Consider the following 17,273-nt stretch of genomic DNA (forward strand, 5'->3'; position numbering starts at 1 on the left):
AAAATCTGTTAAGGAATGGCCGCATGCAAATATTCACAGCTTATTCCCCCGGGATGCAGCTACTGCTCCTGGCGTTTGTGACAATCGCAGCCCTATTGTTGATTAAGCCGGTGTGGCGTTATATTGTCAAGCGCATTGTCAACGATGCCTTAGCAAAACTGCTTACAGATGATTATGACCAGAACCTGGCCGAGTTACTGCCGTCCCTGAAACGTATCTCAGTCTTAAATTTTCTGGAGTTGAGTCTGCGGGCCGAAACTGCGAAGGTCATCGGCAGGCCACTGGGTTCTCCCAAGCGCTTTCCCGGCTATGACAACCTGATGTTTTCCCCTCGGCAAATGACAGCATTCTCCCTGCCGGAAAATGCGCAGATAGATATGAGCGTAACCCTCGGCCCGCAAGCGGCAAGGCCGCTGAAAATAAAAATTCCGCTGATGATCGGCGGCATGGCTTATGGCACGGCGCTTAGCGAAGAGGCCAAACTGGCTTTGGCCAGAGCGTCAAACAGCCTGCAAACAGCGACAAACTCCGGCGAAGGACCCTTTCTGCCTGAGGAAGCTAGCCAGGCCGGCAAATACGTCCTGCAAATCTGCCGGTGGCCGTGGGGAGGAAGAACCAACGAGCAAATTGCTGCCGCCGCTATGCTGGAAGTGCAAATGGGACAAGGCGGCAATGTAGGAACAGATAGCATAGAACCGACTGAGCTTGCAGGTCGGGCCCACAAACTGGCGGGATTAGCCCCCGGGACAGGAGCCAGTTCTCTCCCGGCGCCACCCGGACTTCAACAGCCTGAGGACTGGCCTGATTTTATAAAAAAATTGCGCCAGCGAGCTGCCGGTATGCCCATCGCCCTAAAAATAATGGCAACCGATCACCTTGAGGAGGATTTATCAGTCGCAGTCGCTGCCGGCTTTGATGTCATAGTGATTGACGGCGCCGAAGGCGGGTCACACGCAACCGCGCCTGTGAAACAGGATGATTTTGGGATACCCGGTTTATACGCATTGTGCCGGGCCAGGCGTTACCTGAAAAATACGGCAGTTAGTCTGGTTATATCCGGAGGCTACTTTACGCCGGGACAATGTCTTAAAGCGCTGGCGCTGGGGGCGGACGCAATCTATTTAGGTACTATTCCCCTGTTAGCCTTGGTCCATAATCAAATCACCAAAGTATCTCCCTGGGAACCGCCTACCACATTAGTCTATTACAACTCACCGTCTAAAACGCAGCTCACTGTTGACCAGGCTGCCACCAGTGTAGTCAACGTATTTACCTCAATGGTTCTGGAAATGGAGGAGGCTATGCGCGCGCTGGGGAAAGCTTCTTTAAAAGAGCTTGGCGATGATGACCTTGTTGCCTTGGATGCCATTACAGCCGGAATTACAGGGGTAAAACAAGCATTGTCGCCGGCGTCAGCCCCGCCGCCAACAGATCAGGATCCGCAACAGCCCGACCCGGCAGCTAAGCAATGCCGTGAATCACTGGAACAATTCCGGCAATGCTTGGACGGCGCCCGCCAGGCAGCTCAGCTTATCGAGATCACTTTGCTGGTCATATATTACAGTATCTATTTATCCCGGTTACCCGGGGTACAGTTGCAGTCAATCCAATAAACGAAGAAAAGGGCGCCTCAAGAATCTGCCGTTGGATCAATTTGAGCGTCCTGTTCTTTGTGCAGAAAACACCCTGCTGTATGGTCATTGACCATTCCGGTAGCCTGCATAAATGCATAGCAAATTGTTGAACCGACAAATTTAAAACCAAGCTTACGCAAGGCCTTGCTCATGTTGTCTGACTCCACGGTGCTGGCCGGGACTTCTGTCACCTGGATCCAATGGTTGATCTTCGGCTTGCCGTCGACAAATTGCCAGATAAACTGACTAAAGCTGCCATATTGTTCCTGTACCTGAATAAAACGTTTGGCATTCTCAATAGCCGCATTAATCTTCAGCCGGTTGCGGATAATTCCCGGATTTGCCATCAGCTCAGCGATCTTCGTTGCATCATATTGCACCATTTTACGGGCATCGAAGCCATCGAACGCCTGCCGGAAATTTTCCCGTTTTTTCAGAACAGTAGACCAGCTCAATCCGGCCTGCATCCCCTCCAGTATTAGCATTTCAAATAATTTCCCGTCGTCAAATACCGGGGTTCCCCATTCCTCATCATGGTAACGAATCTCAAGTTCATCTTGCTTTACCCATGCACACCGCTCTGGCATCGTCAGTCTCCTCACACATCATTAAAGTATTATAGTATTATCATTATACACTGTGAAGGTTACCAGTGGCTATTTCAGGCCTATTTTGGGCCTGCCCAAACAACAAAGGACTTTGCTTGCAGACTATGCATGCAAAGTCCCTTTTCCAGACTGTCATTTGCGATCTCGGCCCTGTGCTATTTTTTCTGCTTAGTTTCTATTTTTCCGCTTTCCTTCTGCCCTTCCACGGATTTATTTTCGGCAGCAAACTCCTCTGCAGTTTCAAACTGCATATCCAGCGCCCGCCTTGCAAAGCCTGCGCGCATAGCTTCGTCCTCCCCGTCCATAGATTCTTTTCTTCCGCCTAAGCTCTGTGTCACCCAGAAAATCAGAGTGAACAACACGACAAAGCCAAGTCCCGCAAACAGCCCGGCTCCCTGTCCGGAAATTAACGGCATACTGGCAATAATCAGCACAATGCTGGCCTGCGCCAGCCAGGAAGTGGCGGGAAATCCAGGCAACTGGCATTTGCCCTGAGGCGGGCATCCTTTTTGCTTCCGCAATTTATAATGAGTTGAAAGAATAACCAGGTACGAAAAAAGCAGGGAAAATCCGCCGGAGCTGACCAGGAACAGATACACCGCCTCCGGCAGTAAAAGCCCCATTCCCAACCCGGCCAGCATTGCCGCGCCCGATACAATAATACCCTTATACGGTATATCGCCCGTATCTCTCAGCCAGTCCGGCGCATGTCCCTCAGCGGCCAGAGACCGCAGCATCCGCCCCAGCCCGAACATGGCGGCTAACATCGTTGATAGAATGGCCGTTACCAGAACCACGTTAATGATAGTACCGGCCCAGGTGAAATTCCAGGCCGTAAGGGCGGTTACTAACGGACTTTGCTCTACAGTCAGTGCATTGGTCGGGATTAGCAGCAATAACGAGGCGATAGCCGCCACATATAAGCCAACCAGGCCAAAAACCGTATACGTGATTGCCCTGGGAACAGTCTTATGAGGCTCGGCGGTCTCTGATGCCGCCAGCCCAATTACCTCAAAGCCGGCATACGAAAACATAACAATGAGCATACTTCCCGCAAGTCCTCCCAGTCCTCCTGTAAATACAGCCTGGGAGGTCAACACGCTCAAGCTGCTGCCAGATGCACCTGTCAGCAGCCCGCTCACAATGGCCAAGCTTAGTACCACAAATCCCGTGATGGCAATCAGCTTTACAGCGGCCAAGCCGCTTTCGAGCTTGCTTAAGCGGTCAGAACCAAACAAATTAAGCACCGTAACCAGAATAATAATAGCCGAACCCAACAGCGGCACGGAGATCCCCGGCAGCCATCCCCGCAATAACGCCGACACAGCGATGGCCTCGCTGGACATAGCCAGCACAAGTCCGGTCCAATATACCCAGCCTACAACAAAGCCAACTGCAGGCCCGTAGGCTTTCTCGGCAAAAGTACGGAAAGAACCGGGAGCCGGATCGGCTACCGTCATTTCCGACAGGGCGTATAAGATAATATATACCAACGCGCCGCCGGCTATATAGGCAACTAATATGCCGGGACCGGCGGCCCGAATGGCAACAGCGGACCCGAGAAAAAATGAACCGCCGATTACTGTTCCCAATGCCAGCATGGCCAACTGCCATGCTGACAACCCTTCGTTATGCTGCTGCAAATTGTCCCCTCCTCGAGAAATTTGTTGATTCTATATACAAGTATCTGCCAAGAGCGGTTATGTTATGAATTTATCAGCATTGCCACCTCTGCCCATCTGCTAATTGCTACGAAAATAAAAAAAGGCTGCAGAAGCGAAATTTCGCCTGCAGCCTTTTCCTGCTCTAGCGGATAAAATTTGTTAGTTTCTTAGCCTCCGGCAAGACAGGTTCTACCTGGTCTTTACCGGCTGCCAGCACTTGCAGCAGCCAGGCCATATTTTTACCCAGCACCCGCATGATCTGAGTTCCTTCCTCATCCTGCAAGGCTTCTCCCGGCTTAAAGCCATGTATTACATTCCAGTAATTGGATGTTGGCATTAGCATTTCAGAATACATAATATAATGATTAAGAGCATCAAAAGTCGGCACACCGCCTGAGCGTCTTACCGCCACAGCGGCTGCGGCCACTTTGTTGCGCAGCATGGAGTTGTTGACAGAAGTAACGAAAAAAGCCCTGTCCAGAAAAGCTTTCATTGTGCCCGCAATGCCGGCGAAATACACGGGCGATCCCAGGATAATACCATCGGCGCCTTTCATCTTCTGAATCCATTCATTTACTTCGTCAGTTTCAATAACACAGCGTTCATTTCGTTTTTTGGCGCATCCCATACAGGCAATACAGCCTCTAACGCTCTGGTTGCCGACCTGGACAATTTCAAAATCGATTTCCGCCTGTTTCAGCTCTTCACCAACAGCCTGCAAGGCCTTAAAAGTATTTCCTTCCTTGCGTGGACTGCCGTTAAATGCAACAACTTTCATAAAATAATCCTCCTAAACTCTTTCGCTAGTGTATATGCGCAGGATTTTTTCCTTTAGCACCTAATATATATCACAATACCGATCTGCACAAGTACGCACTTTTCTGTAATTCGATTACCCCCAGGTAAGTATTTGCAGGCCGGCTAACAGGAAAGGAAATTTCATGCTCACTATTGATAATGAAAAGTATATTTGCAGCCTGGATTACGCCGTTAGTTTAATCAAGGGAAAATGGAAGGCCGTAATTATCTGTCATCTGAATGATCACACCTACCGGTTTTCAGAACTTCAGCGAAAATTACAGGGAATCAGCGAAAAAGTCCTGACGGAGAAACTGCGGGAACTAGAGGAAGCTGCACTTGTTGAACGTTTGTCATATCCCGAAATACCGCCCCGTGTTGAATATCGCCTGACGCCTTTTGGTTTTAGGCTATTTACTGTATTGTACTCATTACAGCATTGGAGCGATGAGTACATCTCCATACGGCAAAAAAATTGCCAAAAGCAAGACACTGACAAATAAAACAAATGAGGTGAGGATATGAACCTAAATTTTACCGATATACTCTGGCTGGTTGTCTTATTGATGACCATCCTGCCGATGCTGCAAAAACGAAATATTACTGCACAAAGGTTAGCTTTACTCCGCAAAATCGAGGAGAAACGCCAGTCACGGGTCATTAGCCTGATACACCGGCAAGAAGCCATAAGTCTCCTCGGTATTCCGATCAGCCGCTATATTAATGTCGAAGATTCCGAGCATATTCTGCGGGCCATCCGGCTGACACCCGAGGATATGCCCCTGGATCTGATCCTGCATACACCCGGCGGCCTAGTGCTGGCTTCCGAGCAAATCGCCAGAGCATTGCAGCAGCATAAAGCTAAAGTTACCGTTTTTGTACCGCATTATGCCATGTCCGGCGGAACCATGATAGCGCTGGCGGCAGATGAAATTATTCTTGACCCCAATGCCGTTCTGGGACCGGTAGATCCGCAACTGGGACAATATCCCGCAGCCTCTATCCTAAAGATAGTTAAACAAAAGCACATTGACCGGATTGAAGACAATACACTAATTCTGGCGGACATGGCGGAAAAAGCCGTCCGGCAAGTTCATGAATTTGTCAAGAGTCTTCTCCTGGATAAAATGACACCGGAGAAAGCTGAAGAAATTGCCAGAATTCTCTCTGAAGGCCGCTGGACGCATGATTACCCGATAACCTGTGATAAGCTGCGGGAAATGGGAATCCCGACAATATGCAATACCATGCCGCTGGAAGTCTATGAACTTATGGAGTTATATCCCCAGCCGGCTCAGCAGCGCCCATCCGTCCAGTATATACCTCTGCCCTACGATAACGGCAAAAAGACAACAGGGTAACCAAAAACAAGTATCCCAGACTTTATTGTCTGCAGATACTTGTTTTTTTAAGCCCTGTTCGTATGGAACTCTACACCCTAAACACTTATATCGGAGTTGCTGTCGCAATAATTTGAACCGCATTTAGATTGACAGCCATTATTCCTTAGATACCTGCTAGCTAATTGTCAGAGAAAAACTGGTTTATGAAACTATGTCTCGGTAATGGTGCCGCCGTTGACATGAAGCACTTGGCCGGATACATAGCGGGAGTCGTCACTTGCTAAATATACATACGCGGGCGCCACTTCAAACGGCTGACCGGCTCGCTTCATGGGAGTATCGGCTCCAAAAGTTTTAATATGCTCCGCAGGATAGCTTGAAGGATTTAACGGGCGTCCAGATCGGACCGGGGGCCACTGCGTTGACACGGATGTGCGCAGGCGTAAGAGATAGCGATAGCGAACGCGTAAGACTAACAATAGCTCCTTTAGTCGCCGAGTAGTCGATAAGGCATTTTTCTCCCTGGTAAGCCGTTACTGAGGTGGTATTAATGATCGAACTGTAGGGGCACATATACGGCAAGGCGGCTTTGATCATGTAAAAAAAGGCAAAAATATTGGTTCTAAAGGTGGCATCCAGTTGTTCAGCCGAAATGTCCAGAATAGAGTTCTGTGGAAACTGGACACCGTGATTATTAACTAAGATATCCAGCCGGCCGAAGCACTGCACCGTTTCCTCGACAATATAATGCGACTGGCATTCATTGCGCAGATCACCCGGAAAAAGAATACACTGCTGTCCTAATGCGAGGATCCTTGCTTTTGTCTCTTCGGCATCACGATGCTCATTCAGATAAGGAATAGATATCGGCGCCTTCCTTGGCAAACGCATAGGCAACGGCGCGCCCGATGCCACTGCCCCCCCCTGTTATAACAGCAACTTTGTCCCGGAGTTTACAACTCCCCATCGCGTGAGGATTTTCCGCTATCGGCCGCGGCTCCAAAAGATATTCCATACCGGGCTGACGGTCTTGGTGCTGCGGCGGAAAAGTGATAGGACCCTCCTTACACTGTTCCTCCTTGCCAAAATAGGGGTACTTAGGGTACATAACATCACTCCTGCACTTGTTCCTACTATAAGATATTCCGGCTTACATAAATACTACACATTATTTCTTGCAAAAAAAAACAAGACCTTATAAACAAAAACGCCGTAAGCCTGTACTCACTGGCGCTGACGCCTATTCTGTAACAAATTGCGCGGGCAATACATATTATGTTATCAAAGAACAGTTAAGGAGGTATTCCCGGATGAGTCATTGCACCTCAATAGAAAATTTTAGATTTAGCGTGTTACCCAATAATGTTTCCGGCGGTGTCAGCATACCGTTAACCTTGTCGCCGACACCGACGATTTTGGCATCTCTTACCCTGCGTTTCGATTGTGATTTTGATTTTACCCTATTAACTGCAACTGTTGGCTGGCTGGCGGTAACCGATGGCACTGATTTGGAAAGGACCAATGTATTATTTAAAATCTGGCGCGGCGCTCCTTTGACAGGTTGCTTGGTTTTTAGTGCAAATGATAGCGGGGATAGCGACTCTGACAGCGGAAAAGTAACCAGTCTTACTCATGTTGATACCGGCTTGAAGTCACTAAGAGGCCTCGCCTACTTCCTCACAGCCGAGCTGCCGGATGCCGGCAGCGCTGCCAGAGTTATCGGCCCAATTACCTTTACTGCAACAGAATTTGAAAGATAAGCTAAAAGCAAGTGGCTGGCTCAATATGAATTGAGCCAGCCGCTTTGCTTAAGCTATAGTATTGCCGCCTAACTGATAGACTCTGTAAATATAACTTTATTCTTTCCTGACCTCTTTACATCATATAATGCTTTATCGGCAAGATCGATAGCATTTTTAACATCACTTTTGCCAAGCCAAAATGTACAACCCACACTACAACCGATACCCGCAGTACCACAATCCATAATAAACGGTTTATTAAGCTCCTGAATTATATTATTAGCAATTTCACCGGCAATTCGTTGCTTCATGTCTTCTTTTACAAATAAAATAGCAATAAATTCGTCACCCCCAAGCCGTGCGACAAACTCACCGTCTCTTACACATTTTTTCAATCTGCTGGCAACTTCTTTGAGGACCAAGTCGCCGGCCAAATGCCCGAGTGTATCATTGACGTTTTTAAAGCCGTCTAAATCTAAGTATAAAACAGCCATTATTGATTCTTTTTGATTGGCCATGGCCAGTGCTTTCACTGCAAAATTTTCCAGGCCCGTCCGATTAGGCAGCCCGGTTAGCCGGTCGTGAAACGCCATTGATTCCATTTTATTCCGTTCGTTTTCCGCAAGTGACAAACTATTAACCAGCTCTGTTAAGGAGTCTGTTAACATCTCCACTTCTTTGATGCCTTTATGTTTCGGGATATCAATCTTTCCGCCAAAACGAATGCGATCTGCCACTCTGGCGCATACCCATAACGGCTTAGTGATTGACTCAGCCATCCGCCAACTGATAAAAGCAAATATTACAGAAAATATCACGCCAACAAGCCAAATAAACATTTGCATCCGGTGAATAATGCTATACGCGATTTCAGTTGGTTTTCTGACCAGTACTGTCCATTGCAGGCCTTTAAAATCCAAATATCCGTCGCCAATTGCATAGCCGGTAATATACTCTTTTCCGTCTGGCCAAGTCTCTTGCGTCCAGCCAACATTACCCAGCCGCGCCTGCTTTACGCTGTCTAACTCGAGTTTTTGCCCAAGCATATCCTTGGGCCCTAATAGTACTGTATTATCGATACTGCTTACTATAAATATTTCTTCATTATTTCTTTCTCTCAGCTTACTAAACATCGACTTTTCCAGTTGTTCAGCCCAGGACCAGCTCAAATGCGCAGCGATAACGCCTATTAGTTTATCATTACCGTCTTTAAGTGGAAGACTTATATCCACAAACTTCATTGGTTCACCACCCGGATTTGGCAGCAGCTTCGCTAATAACACAGCGTCGTGAACATCACCAATAAATTCATCCTTAATCCCTTCCACGAATACCGGCCGCTTGGCAATACTTTGACCTGTTAAAACGCCATCGGTGCTTGCGATGACTGTCCCTTGCAGATTAGCTACACCTATCCAGGCAAACGCAGGATAGTTTTCTTTTATCTTATTTAATAGACGAGTCATTTCTGTTTGATTCTTTAAATTCTTAAATTCAGCAAGCTCCCTCAGCATCCTGACTTCGCCTGCCCGGCCCCACATATATTGATCCAATCTATCAGTCATCTGATATGCAGTATTGGAAAGATTGGTACCAATCTCTGCTTTTAAATCTTCGCTGGCGCGGATACTTATTAATATACTGACTATGGCAGTCAAAAAGATGATTATGCTAATAATTAATATAACAACTCTGCTACGGAGACTTAAAGACATGCCAACCCCCTGCTTAGAAAATAGTGATTAGACTCGTATAGTTCGTCCTGATAACACATTTTCCTGCAAAGATATCACTAATATTACATGCCCCGGCCAAACGGCAACTGAAAATCCTCTGGGTTTGAGTTCTTCTTGAAAGTAAAAAGATACCCTCTGCAATATGCAAAGGGTTATGGCGAAAGGAATCTATTCTCAATAAAAGGAGGGAGTCGAAAGCTGCAAAAGCTTCCTTGGTTAAATATTACATTACTCAGCTCAGCTTGTCAACATTAATTATCTATTAATAATCAATCTGCCATCAATGCCCCTCACCCTAAGCTCATGGATGACTTGCCGCAACTTCTTTTCTATCCTGATGTATAAGATGTCGCATGGCGGGGAAAGCTACTAAAGACATTCCTTGTCTAAATCTCCTCTCTTTTCTTTAAATCCCCAGCGTCCGGATATGCTGGGGATACTTTTTTTGTCTTTTCACCAATCATTAATATAGATGATATTCATCTAAAGCATCTATTTTACAGATTGATAGTGGCGTGCTAACCTAAATATATAACCACAATTAGGAAAACGGAGGAAATAAACAATGAAATTTAAAGTCATGATTTTACTAATTCCTACCTTTATTTTTGTTGCTCTCTTAGGCCCGATAAGTTTTGCCAGTGACAATAGTGATAATTATGACGGTATTGCCGGTGCCGGCGCCCAATATAGCGGAGCAGCTAAGTCGCCGGATAATCGTAAGTAATTCCTAATTTTTTCGAATAATCCCCTGGCTTCCAACAAACTGCCCAACCACCAGACAAGCCTTCCCTGGCCGCGCACAGCACCCCAGAGCGAGTGCACCGTCCTAGTCTCTGTTTTACTCATCCTCACCTCTTGGAATTTGCTGAAAAACCATTCTTGCCAAACAATAGTTTAAGTTCCTACGGACCCCTTGATCACTTGCAGCATATTATGGTAACAAATACATTGGGGAGGAACGTCTTATGCCAAAATGGGAAACGCCTGAATATATAGATTGGGGTGAGGATGAAAGCCAAGCACAGCAACAACCCTGCTATCCACAGTTTGTATGCTCCCCTCGAATATGCAGCCCACTGTGGTGCTATCCTACTTCTTGCGCACCGCGTTTGTTCCGCAGACCAATAATTCAAGGTGATTAAATACTCGTTGCATCAGTGCCGCCAATATGGGTTTACTGCAAAAAAATCCAGCATGGGTACGGCCCATGTTTAGATTTTGCCGGGACAAACTCTCACTTTTTATTTAAGTATGAAAAAAGAGCTCTAAAAGCTCTTCTAACAGATGCAGCATTGTACTATTTCCCTAATAACCTCTTTAGGAAGTTCATCCAGCCAGATGCCTCCCTCTCTTCTCAATAACGCTTTAATTGCCTGTGGATCAATCAAATTCTCATCAATACTGTTAGCTACAATAATTACTTTACAGCCATTGACCATTTGAGATAAGGCAATTCTTTGCGACAAGATTTGAATATCAAAAGAAAATGTTCTAAAACCTATATTGCTGTTAGCTCTAACAAATATCTTTATTCTTTTATCATCTATATCCTTTGAGCTTTCTACTGAGATTTCCACATCGTTATTTTCAAGATATATTCCACTAACCTCACTGATGCCAGAAACTTCAACAGAGGTGTCCCCGGCTATTTGAATCAGCTGTACGCTAACACTCATAAAAGTAATCGGCCTCCTCTCACTTATTGCCATAAGGAATAACTTCTGCTCAAAAAAATTAATCCCTGCGTAGTACAACTATAGAAAATAGTTCTCCCCATATATTTTATTCGGGGGGACTTATTTTGCTTCTGATTCCACTTAGCACTATAGTTCTTTCCATTCTAGTTACTATCCCATTGCTTTTTTTGCCTATATAAATGCGAAAGATACAAAACATTTAATTAATTTATGAAAAACTTCAAACGGCTGTTATTGCAAATAACTGGATCAGAAATTAGCACGTTCATATAATGCAATCCTAACTGAACACAACGCGCATAACCCTGTCATACGATGAGAAAAGGAAAAATATTCAGTCCCCTGTCTAGCTTTGCACCAGGTATAGAAATTGCCGGAATACAAAACATAACCTGGGCGACCCAAAATACCTGGATCCCAAAAGCAATTCTGGAGGCGGTTTACTTGACTGATAAAAGCCAAGTTTTATCAGATACACCAAACAAAAAGCCTATCCTGGATAAGGACAAAGAATTAAAAAATAAAAATATTACAACCAGAGAAATAGAGGCTGGTCCACCTGACGTCGGCGACGATGCTTGGTTGCCTTCTTAATCCATGCCGCGGACCGGCTGGTAGCAGCCCATACGCAGCACCCGCCTCTATTAGCTTTTAATAAAAATAATATATTATTAGTTATGAAAAATTGGCCGCATGCTGAATAGCCGCATCCCGGAGGATGTGGCTAAAGCAGTTTCACCGGAAAGCAGGGCGGCAAAAAAAAACGTTTACCGGCAAAGGTAAACGAATGGAGAGGAGTTACTTTATTGGTAACTCTTGGAACTAATTATACTACATACAATATAAAGCTTCCAATTCATCTTTTAAATGCAAATGATTAAAATTTTTCATACATTATCACAGCATAACGTATTGCCTTTTAGAATAGACCCGATAAATCTCAGATTTTCCTTAGTTTTTTTCTGAAGCGAGAAGCTTTGCTCCTAAAAGTAAATAGATACTACCACAAACCTTGTTCATAAGATTAGTCTTTTTACGAAGAAATGTGGTTACTTTGGAAGAAAAATATACTACAAACAGTAACCATAGCGCACCAGTAACTATGAAGGTTATCCCTAAGATTAAAAAAGGAATAATTCCATAGTTATTTTGCGGATCAATAAACTGTGGCAAGAAAGAGAGAAAAAAAAGAGCTACTTTGGGATTAAGTACATCTATTATTAGCCCCTGCCAAAATGTATCTTTTTTAGACATTACCTCTTTAGTTTGTGAAGCTGCAAAATTTTCTTTTGCAAATATCATGGTAATACCTAAATAGCCAAGGTAGACAGCTCCTGCTATTTTGACCAACATAAAAATCAAAGCGGATTGTGATAAAATAACAGATAATCCCAGCGCCGCAAGGACAGTATGGATTACGCAACCGGCACTAGTGCCCAGTACAGAGTAAATACCCGTCATACGTCCCTGCGAAATGCTTCGACTTAAAACATAAATAGTATCTGATCCCGGCGTAATATTAAGAATGATTGAGGCAATAAGAAACATTTCGTAATGAATAATACCCACCATGTAAATCCCCCCTTAATATAATCTTATTTTATTGCTACATTATAACTAAAAAGAGTAGTATTTGCACGGGAAGTAATATTTTTTAAGAAAGTCCGCTCCTTCATCTCCTGCCATTTCTGCAGTTGGCGCAATGATCCAAAGTGTTTACCGGCTTGGATGTACCAATGGTAATTAATGACTGCTTTAAGTTTAATATAATTTTAATATGCACTTGTTAATATAAAGTCGTACCAGACAAAGGTACTAAAATAATTATTTGAAAGAGGCGAATTACATGTTTCTCAAAAATAAAGCCGTCTTATCTCTCACTTTAGGATTAGCAATGGTGTACGGTGCTGGCACCATGTCCGCGTTTGCCGCCCCAAATGATCAATTGCCGGAAAAGCCTCCGGTTATTCAAAATCAGGACCAAAACCAGAATAATTATCCCAAAATCAATGCTGAAAAATGCAAGAATCCCAATCATCACCAAGACCCTAACTGTAAGAAAAACCATCCATTTGCTGAAAAATGCAATATAGATGATAAGAAACCTCTTCCCCCTAAAGATAATCAGGAAAAAAAACCTGTATCGCCCAAAAAGCACGATGAAAAGAAACCGATAAATCCCGAATTGCAGAATCCACAAGACAATCCAAATCAAAACCGGTAAGCAGCTCTGATGAGAAGTGGTTGAACCACTTCTCTCTTTTTGTGCTAATACCCCGTTCGTACTTGAACTCATCAGTCAAGTTTATACGGATATGCTATTTCCGGCCACGACCGTGAGACAGCCAAAAAGATAAGTAAGATTTACGGCTTGAAATAAAAATAAACAGGCTCGGATTTACCGGTCCTGCACGCCTGAAGAGATTTGCAAAACGACTGGAAAGGTGAAGAAATCCATAAGATTCTCCTACCGTTTTTTCAAAAAAAGAAAAACATCTGTGGTAGTGCTTCCATCTGTCTCTGGATAATCCTGCCGCACACTACGAATACACTCCAGTCCGCGCTGTTCCAAAAAACCTTTGATTTCAGCTTCCCGAAAATAATTAAAATATAGTGGCTGCTCGGAAAAGCTTGTTGTCTCAAAACCGGGCTGTCTCCCTTCCATAAAGCTCAAGTAGACATAGCCGCCCCTTCTTACCCATTTAACGACATTCATCAGTACCAACTTGGCTTCATCATTCTCCAGATGAACAATACTAAAAGACAACATGACTGCATCAAAAGATTCCGGTGGAAAATTTGCTTCACGCGAATCCTGCAACTGAAAATTGCCCTGTGGAACATTCCTTTTAGCTAATTCCAGCATTTCCGCCGAAAGATCGATTCCGGTAATCGTCAGCTCTTTTTCTGCAAACAGCTGTTTTGCAACATTTCCAGGACCGCAGCCAATATCAAGTATGTTAAAATCATTCCCCAACAACTTGGCAAACTCCGTGACATGGGTAACATATGGGTTATATTGCATAAATTTATCAGCGTAACTGCCGCAATTTTTGTCATACGCAGCAATTGTCATTTGTATCTTATCTACCAAATTGTTCCCCTCGCCATTAAAAACGGTAGTTTCTGGTAACAATTAGTAAGTTCCTTATAATATAAATAAATCCTTCCACGAATAACCATAATATAGGCTATGATTTTTCAAAACCGCTACCTGTAGCCCGTCAGAAGTACTTCCGATACCTTCTTTTCAAACAAAGCTACTGGCTGCCTGAAAATAGACTACTTCCCTCTTCTTACGATCCCAAGAGATAATGTACAATAAGTTTCGCAAATTGAATTAAAAGAAAAAAGAGGACAAGTTTGCAGTCCAAAAGGTAAAATGAAGTCACCACACCACCATTTACCGAAAGGAGACTGCAAACATGTCCAAGGAAATTATACAGTTGAATGAGGAAATCATCAAGGGAGAATTGAAAGAACTGGTACGTAGCAGCGTGGAGGAAACGCTAAATAATCTGTTGGATCAGGAGGCTAGTGACCTGACGCAGGCTGCCAAATACGAGCGTACCGAATCTCGGCAAGGCTATCGTTCCGGTCACTACGATAGAAGTCTGACAACCACATCAGGAAATGTGACTCTCAAAGTCCCTAAACTCAAAGGGATTCCTTTCGAAACCGCAATCATTGAACGGTATCGCCGCCGGGAAAGCTCCGTAGAGGAAGCGCTAATTGAAATGTACCTGGCCGGCGTATCCGTCCGGCGAGTGGAGGATATTACAGAAGCTTTGTGGGGAACCAAGGTATCTCCGTCGACTATCAGCGAGTTAAATAAGAAAGCCTATGTCCATATAGAAGAGTGGAGAAACCGCCCCTTACAGGGCCAGAAATATCCCTATATCTATGTGGATGGAATTTATCTGCGCCGCAATTGGGGCGGTGAATATGAGCATGTGAGTGTACTTGTGGCAATCGCAGTCAATGAAGAGGGTTATCGTGAGGTTCTGGGCGCTGCCGAAGGTATGAAAGAGGATAAAGCCAGTTGGACAGAGTTCTTCAAATGGCTAAAAAACCGTGGCCTAACTGGTGTAAATCTGGTTATAGGAGACAAATGCCTAGGGATGTTGGAGTCGGTATACGACGTGTTTCCTGAAGCCAAATATCAGCGTTGCACCGTCCATTTCTATCGGAATGTCTTTTCAGTAGTACCTCGATCCAAAGTCAAACTAGTAGCTAAAATGCTTAAAGCAATTCATGCCCAGGAAAGCAAATCTGCTGCCAAAGAAAAGGCCAAACAGGTCGCTCAATCCCTGAGAGAAATGAAGCTCAAAGAAGCTGCCACTAAGATAGAAAACAGCATTGATGAAACGCTCACTTACACAGACTTTCCTTATGAGCATTGGACAAGAATTCGTACGAACAATGTGATTGAACGCTTGAACCGAGAAATTAAGCGCCGGACAAGAGTAGTCGGCACGTTTCCTGACGGCCAATCTGCCCTCATGTTAGTCTGCGCCCGCCTTCGTCACGTTGCCGGAACCCAGTGGGGCAGTAAAAAGTATATGAATATGAAACACTTAGAAACTACCGACCTTGAGTCGGGTTTTAGTGCTGACTGATTTTATTTAATATGGATTGCAAACGAATTTGCGAAACTATCTTGACGGTACCTCCCAAGAAAGCGTGATAGCATACAAATAGCATAAAAAACACTAAATACGCGTACAAAAATGGCAAGGCTTAAATTCCAAAGCCTTGCCATTGTAGTATTTAGATGGTGCGCCCGGAGGGACTCGAACCCCCGCAAGACGCGGTTTAGGAAACCACCGCTCTATCCACCTGAGCTACGGACGCATGTTGAGACTAGATTCCACCTATGTTCATAGGCATTTTCTATAGTATTGTCAGCAGTATAAACTGCAGGAAACTGACACTCCACCTCCTGGTGTATATTATATCATAACTTCTGAATTTCATGTGATTGTTGTTGAATAGCAATTGCTAATCATTGGGTAACTGTAGAAGGAAAACAAAAACAGGCTCACTGAGAACCTGCCTCCATTAAATAAAAGCCAATTAGCCATCAATACGTCACAGACTTAATATCTCCCCGGCTTATGTTCTCTACTGTTCCATCCATGTACTCAACTCGTACGCCAATTAACTCAGCCCGTACTATTGTGTTATTATACCAAGCGTTAGACCATCGATATCCTTCACCATACCATTGCTTAGGGTTAACTGGCCCGGTTACTCTGCCCGTAGATTCGGACGAACGCCTAATAGTACATTTGACTGTATCGTTTACTGCATTATACGGGACAACAGTAAAATCAATATATTTAATAACTTTATCTGATGTATTCTGCCAGATAACACTAAAATCTACACCACCAGCACTATTAGGATCACTAGTAAATACTTTAGAAACTCGAATGATAGATTGCAATTTATTCTTCTTAGCTTGTTCCTGCTGTTCTTTTTGTTTTTGCGATTCTTCTGCCTTGCGTTTTTCTTCTTCAGCTTTACGTTGTTCCTCTTTAGCAATTTCTTCTTTTTGTTGTTGCGTCAATGCTTCTGTTCCAAAGAGTAAATTTTTTGCTTTAGTTGTTTCTGGTGAATTAGGATATTTTGCATTCATATCGCTGTATACCTTTTTTGCCTTGTCAATATTACCATTTCGCTTTAAGGCGTCAATCTGCTGATAAAATGCTGTTGCAGTTGTTTGTTCATTAGATTGTGATGATGTTTTCATAGTAGGAGATATTAGTGCAACTGCAAAAATAATATACACTGTAGTTGCTACTAACATTTTCCAAAAAGTGTTTGATCTAAAACCTGGGATTATGCGTAAAAATGGCAGCGATTGTCTAGAATTCTGTGAATTATCGCTTGGTAATTCAGTATCATTTGGAATTTTAATATCTTCCGTTTTTTCAAGCTTAAGCCCACACTTGCAACAATAATTAAAGTCATCTTGATTAGTTGCTCCGCAATTTTTACATATCATAACATCACCATCCTTGGTTTCATCTTAACCTTCATTCT

At 44.2% G+C, this 17,273-nt stretch carries 19 protein-coding genes and 1 tRNA gene; 8 read left to right on the forward strand and 12 right to left on the reverse strand.

The genetic code is table 11. The annotated features are described in order from the left end of the window. Window positions 1-23: 23 nt before the first annotated feature. Window positions 24-1,613, forward strand: a complete 1,590-nt coding sequence (locus SATMO3_RS29660; RefSeq protein ID WP_371375012.1) for an FMN-binding glutamate synthase family protein — start codon at window positions 24-26, stop codon at window positions 1,611-1,613. 17 nt (window positions 1,614-1,630) lie between these two features. On the opposite strand, the gene SATMO3_RS29665 is transcribed toward SATMO3_RS29660, so the two are convergent. The 3 genes from SATMO3_RS29665 to SATMO3_RS29675 form a co-directional block, all read right to left on the reverse strand. Beyond that, the gene (locus SATMO3_RS29665) at window positions 1,631-2,221 is read right to left on the reverse strand and encodes a DNA-3-methyladenine glycosylase I (protein WP_371375015.1); all 591 of its coding nucleotides are present in this window, start codon (window positions 2,219-2,221) and stop codon (window positions 1,631-1,633) included. A 176-nt stretch (window positions 2,222-2,397) separates the two neighbouring features. Continuing rightward, window positions 2,398-3,885 (reverse strand): amino acid permease, encoded by a 1,488-nt coding sequence (locus SATMO3_RS29670; RefSeq protein ID WP_371375017.1) that lies wholly within the window; start codon window positions 3,883-3,885, stop codon window positions 2,398-2,400. Between the two features lie 163 nt (window positions 3,886-4,048). Then, window positions 4,049-4,684 carry a flavodoxin family protein gene (locus SATMO3_RS29675; RefSeq protein WP_371375020.1) on the reverse strand — a complete coding sequence of 212 codons (636 nt, stop codon included), beginning with the start codon at window positions 4,682-4,684 and terminating at the stop codon, window positions 4,049-4,051. A gap of 163 nt (window positions 4,685-4,847) precedes the next feature. On the opposite strand from SATMO3_RS29675, the gene SATMO3_RS29680 reads away from it, so the two are divergent. Then, the gene (locus SATMO3_RS29680; protein ID WP_371375022.1) at window positions 4,848-5,207 is read left to right on the forward strand and encodes a winged helix-turn-helix transcriptional regulator; all 360 of its coding nucleotides are present in this window, start codon (window positions 4,848-4,850) and stop codon (window positions 5,205-5,207) included. 18 nt (window positions 5,208-5,225) lie between these two features. Then, window positions 5,226-6,065: an ATP-dependent Clp protease proteolytic subunit gene (locus tag SATMO3_RS29685; RefSeq protein ID WP_371375025.1), complete on the forward strand. Its 840-nt coding sequence runs from the start codon at window positions 5,226-5,228 to the stop codon at window positions 6,063-6,065. A 191-nt stretch (window positions 6,066-6,256) separates the two neighbouring features. Here the strand turns inward: SATMO3_RS29685 and SATMO3_RS29690 are convergent, their stop codons facing one another. The 3 genes from SATMO3_RS29690 to SATMO3_RS29700 are packed head-to-tail and all read right to left on the reverse strand — an operon-like array spanning window position 6,257 to window position 7,155. Beyond that, complete coding sequence (locus tag SATMO3_RS29690) at window positions 6,257-6,379, reverse strand: SDR family oxidoreductase (protein ID WP_371375027.1); 123 nt, start codon at window positions 6,377-6,379, stop codon at window positions 6,257-6,259. Window positions 6,380-6,401: 22 nt separating this feature from the next. After that, a complete protein-coding gene (locus SATMO3_RS29695; RefSeq protein WP_371375030.1) occupies window positions 6,402-6,962 on the reverse strand; it encodes an SDR family oxidoreductase in 561 nt (186 codons plus the stop codon). Continuing rightward, window positions 6,892-7,155, reverse strand: a complete 264-nt coding sequence (locus SATMO3_RS29700; protein WP_371375033.1) for an SDR family NAD(P)-dependent oxidoreductase — start codon at window positions 7,153-7,155, stop codon at window positions 6,892-6,894. Before SATMO3_RS29700 ends, SATMO3_RS29695 begins: the two co-directional genes overlap by 71 nt. A 202-nt stretch (window positions 7,156-7,357) precedes the next feature. On the opposite strand from SATMO3_RS29700, the gene SATMO3_RS29705 reads away from it, so the two are divergent. Further along, window positions 7,358-7,807 carry a hypothetical protein gene (locus tag SATMO3_RS29705; protein ID WP_371375036.1) on the forward strand — a complete coding sequence of 150 codons (450 nt, stop codon included), beginning with the start codon at window positions 7,358-7,360 and terminating at the stop codon, window positions 7,805-7,807. A gap of 68 nt (window positions 7,808-7,875) precedes the next feature. On the opposite strand, the gene SATMO3_RS29710 is transcribed toward SATMO3_RS29705, so the two are convergent. Next, the gene (locus tag SATMO3_RS29710) at window positions 7,876-9,504 is read right to left on the reverse strand and encodes a sensor domain-containing diguanylate cyclase (protein WP_371375039.1); all 1,629 of its coding nucleotides are present in this window, start codon (window positions 9,502-9,504) and stop codon (window positions 7,876-7,878) included. Window positions 9,505-10,090: 586 nt separating this feature from the next. Here SATMO3_RS29710 and SATMO3_RS29715 point away from each other — a divergent pair. After that, window positions 10,091-10,252: a hypothetical protein gene (locus SATMO3_RS29715; RefSeq protein WP_371375042.1), complete on the forward strand. Its 162-nt coding sequence runs from the start codon at window positions 10,091-10,093 to the stop codon at window positions 10,250-10,252. Window positions 10,253-10,805: 553 nt separating this feature from the next. On the opposite strand, the gene SATMO3_RS29720 is transcribed toward SATMO3_RS29715, so the two are convergent. Then, window positions 10,806-11,204: a hypothetical protein gene (locus SATMO3_RS29720; protein ID WP_371375044.1), complete on the reverse strand. Its 399-nt coding sequence runs from the start codon at window positions 11,202-11,204 to the stop codon at window positions 10,806-10,808. A 465-nt stretch (window positions 11,205-11,669) separates the two neighbouring features. Here SATMO3_RS29720 and SATMO3_RS29725 point away from each other — a divergent pair, with 465 nt between their 5' ends. Next, window positions 11,670-11,819: a hypothetical protein gene (locus SATMO3_RS29725; protein ID WP_371375047.1), complete on the forward strand. Its 150-nt coding sequence runs from the start codon at window positions 11,670-11,672 to the stop codon at window positions 11,817-11,819. Between the two features lie 357 nt (window positions 11,820-12,176). Here the strand turns inward: SATMO3_RS29725 and SATMO3_RS29730 are convergent, their stop codons facing one another. Further along, a complete protein-coding gene (locus tag SATMO3_RS29730) occupies window positions 12,177-12,797 on the reverse strand; it encodes a LysE family translocator (protein WP_371375049.1) in 621 nt (206 codons plus the stop codon). 274 nt (window positions 12,798-13,071) lie between these two features. Here SATMO3_RS29730 and SATMO3_RS29735 point away from each other — a divergent pair, with 274 nt between their 5' ends. Continuing rightward, the gene (locus SATMO3_RS29735; protein ID WP_371375051.1) at window positions 13,072-13,449 is read left to right on the forward strand and encodes a hypothetical protein; all 378 of its coding nucleotides are present in this window, start codon (window positions 13,072-13,074) and stop codon (window positions 13,447-13,449) included. A gap of 243 nt (window positions 13,450-13,692) precedes the next feature. On the opposite strand, the gene SATMO3_RS29740 is transcribed toward SATMO3_RS29735, so the two are convergent. Then, window positions 13,693-14,319 carry a class I SAM-dependent methyltransferase gene (locus SATMO3_RS29740; RefSeq protein ID WP_371375054.1) on the reverse strand — a complete coding sequence of 209 codons (627 nt, stop codon included), beginning with the start codon at window positions 14,317-14,319 and terminating at the stop codon, window positions 13,693-13,695. Between the two features lie 331 nt (window positions 14,320-14,650). On the opposite strand from SATMO3_RS29740, the gene SATMO3_RS29745 reads away from it, so the two are divergent. After that, entirely contained in the window at window positions 14,651-15,844 is a 1,194-nt protein-coding gene (locus tag SATMO3_RS29745) for an IS256 family transposase (RefSeq protein ID WP_371373815.1), read from the forward strand. A 156-nt stretch (window positions 15,845-16,000) separates the two neighbouring features. Here the strand turns inward: SATMO3_RS29745 and SATMO3_RS29750 are convergent. Together SATMO3_RS29750 and SATMO3_RS29755 are read right to left on the reverse strand one after the other, a co-directional pair. After that, window positions 16,001-16,079: transfer RNA gene (locus SATMO3_RS29750), tRNA-Arg, on the reverse strand. A gap of 229 nt (window positions 16,080-16,308) precedes the next feature. Then, a complete protein-coding gene (locus tag SATMO3_RS29755; protein WP_371375057.1) occupies window positions 16,309-17,235 on the reverse strand; it encodes a hypothetical protein in 927 nt (308 codons plus the stop codon). Window positions 17,236-17,273: the final 38 nt, after the last annotated feature.

The organism is Sporomusa aerivorans (assembly GCF_041428895.1).
GTDB lineage: Bacteria > Bacillota > Negativicutes > Sporomusales > Sporomusaceae > Sporomusa > Sporomusa aerivorans.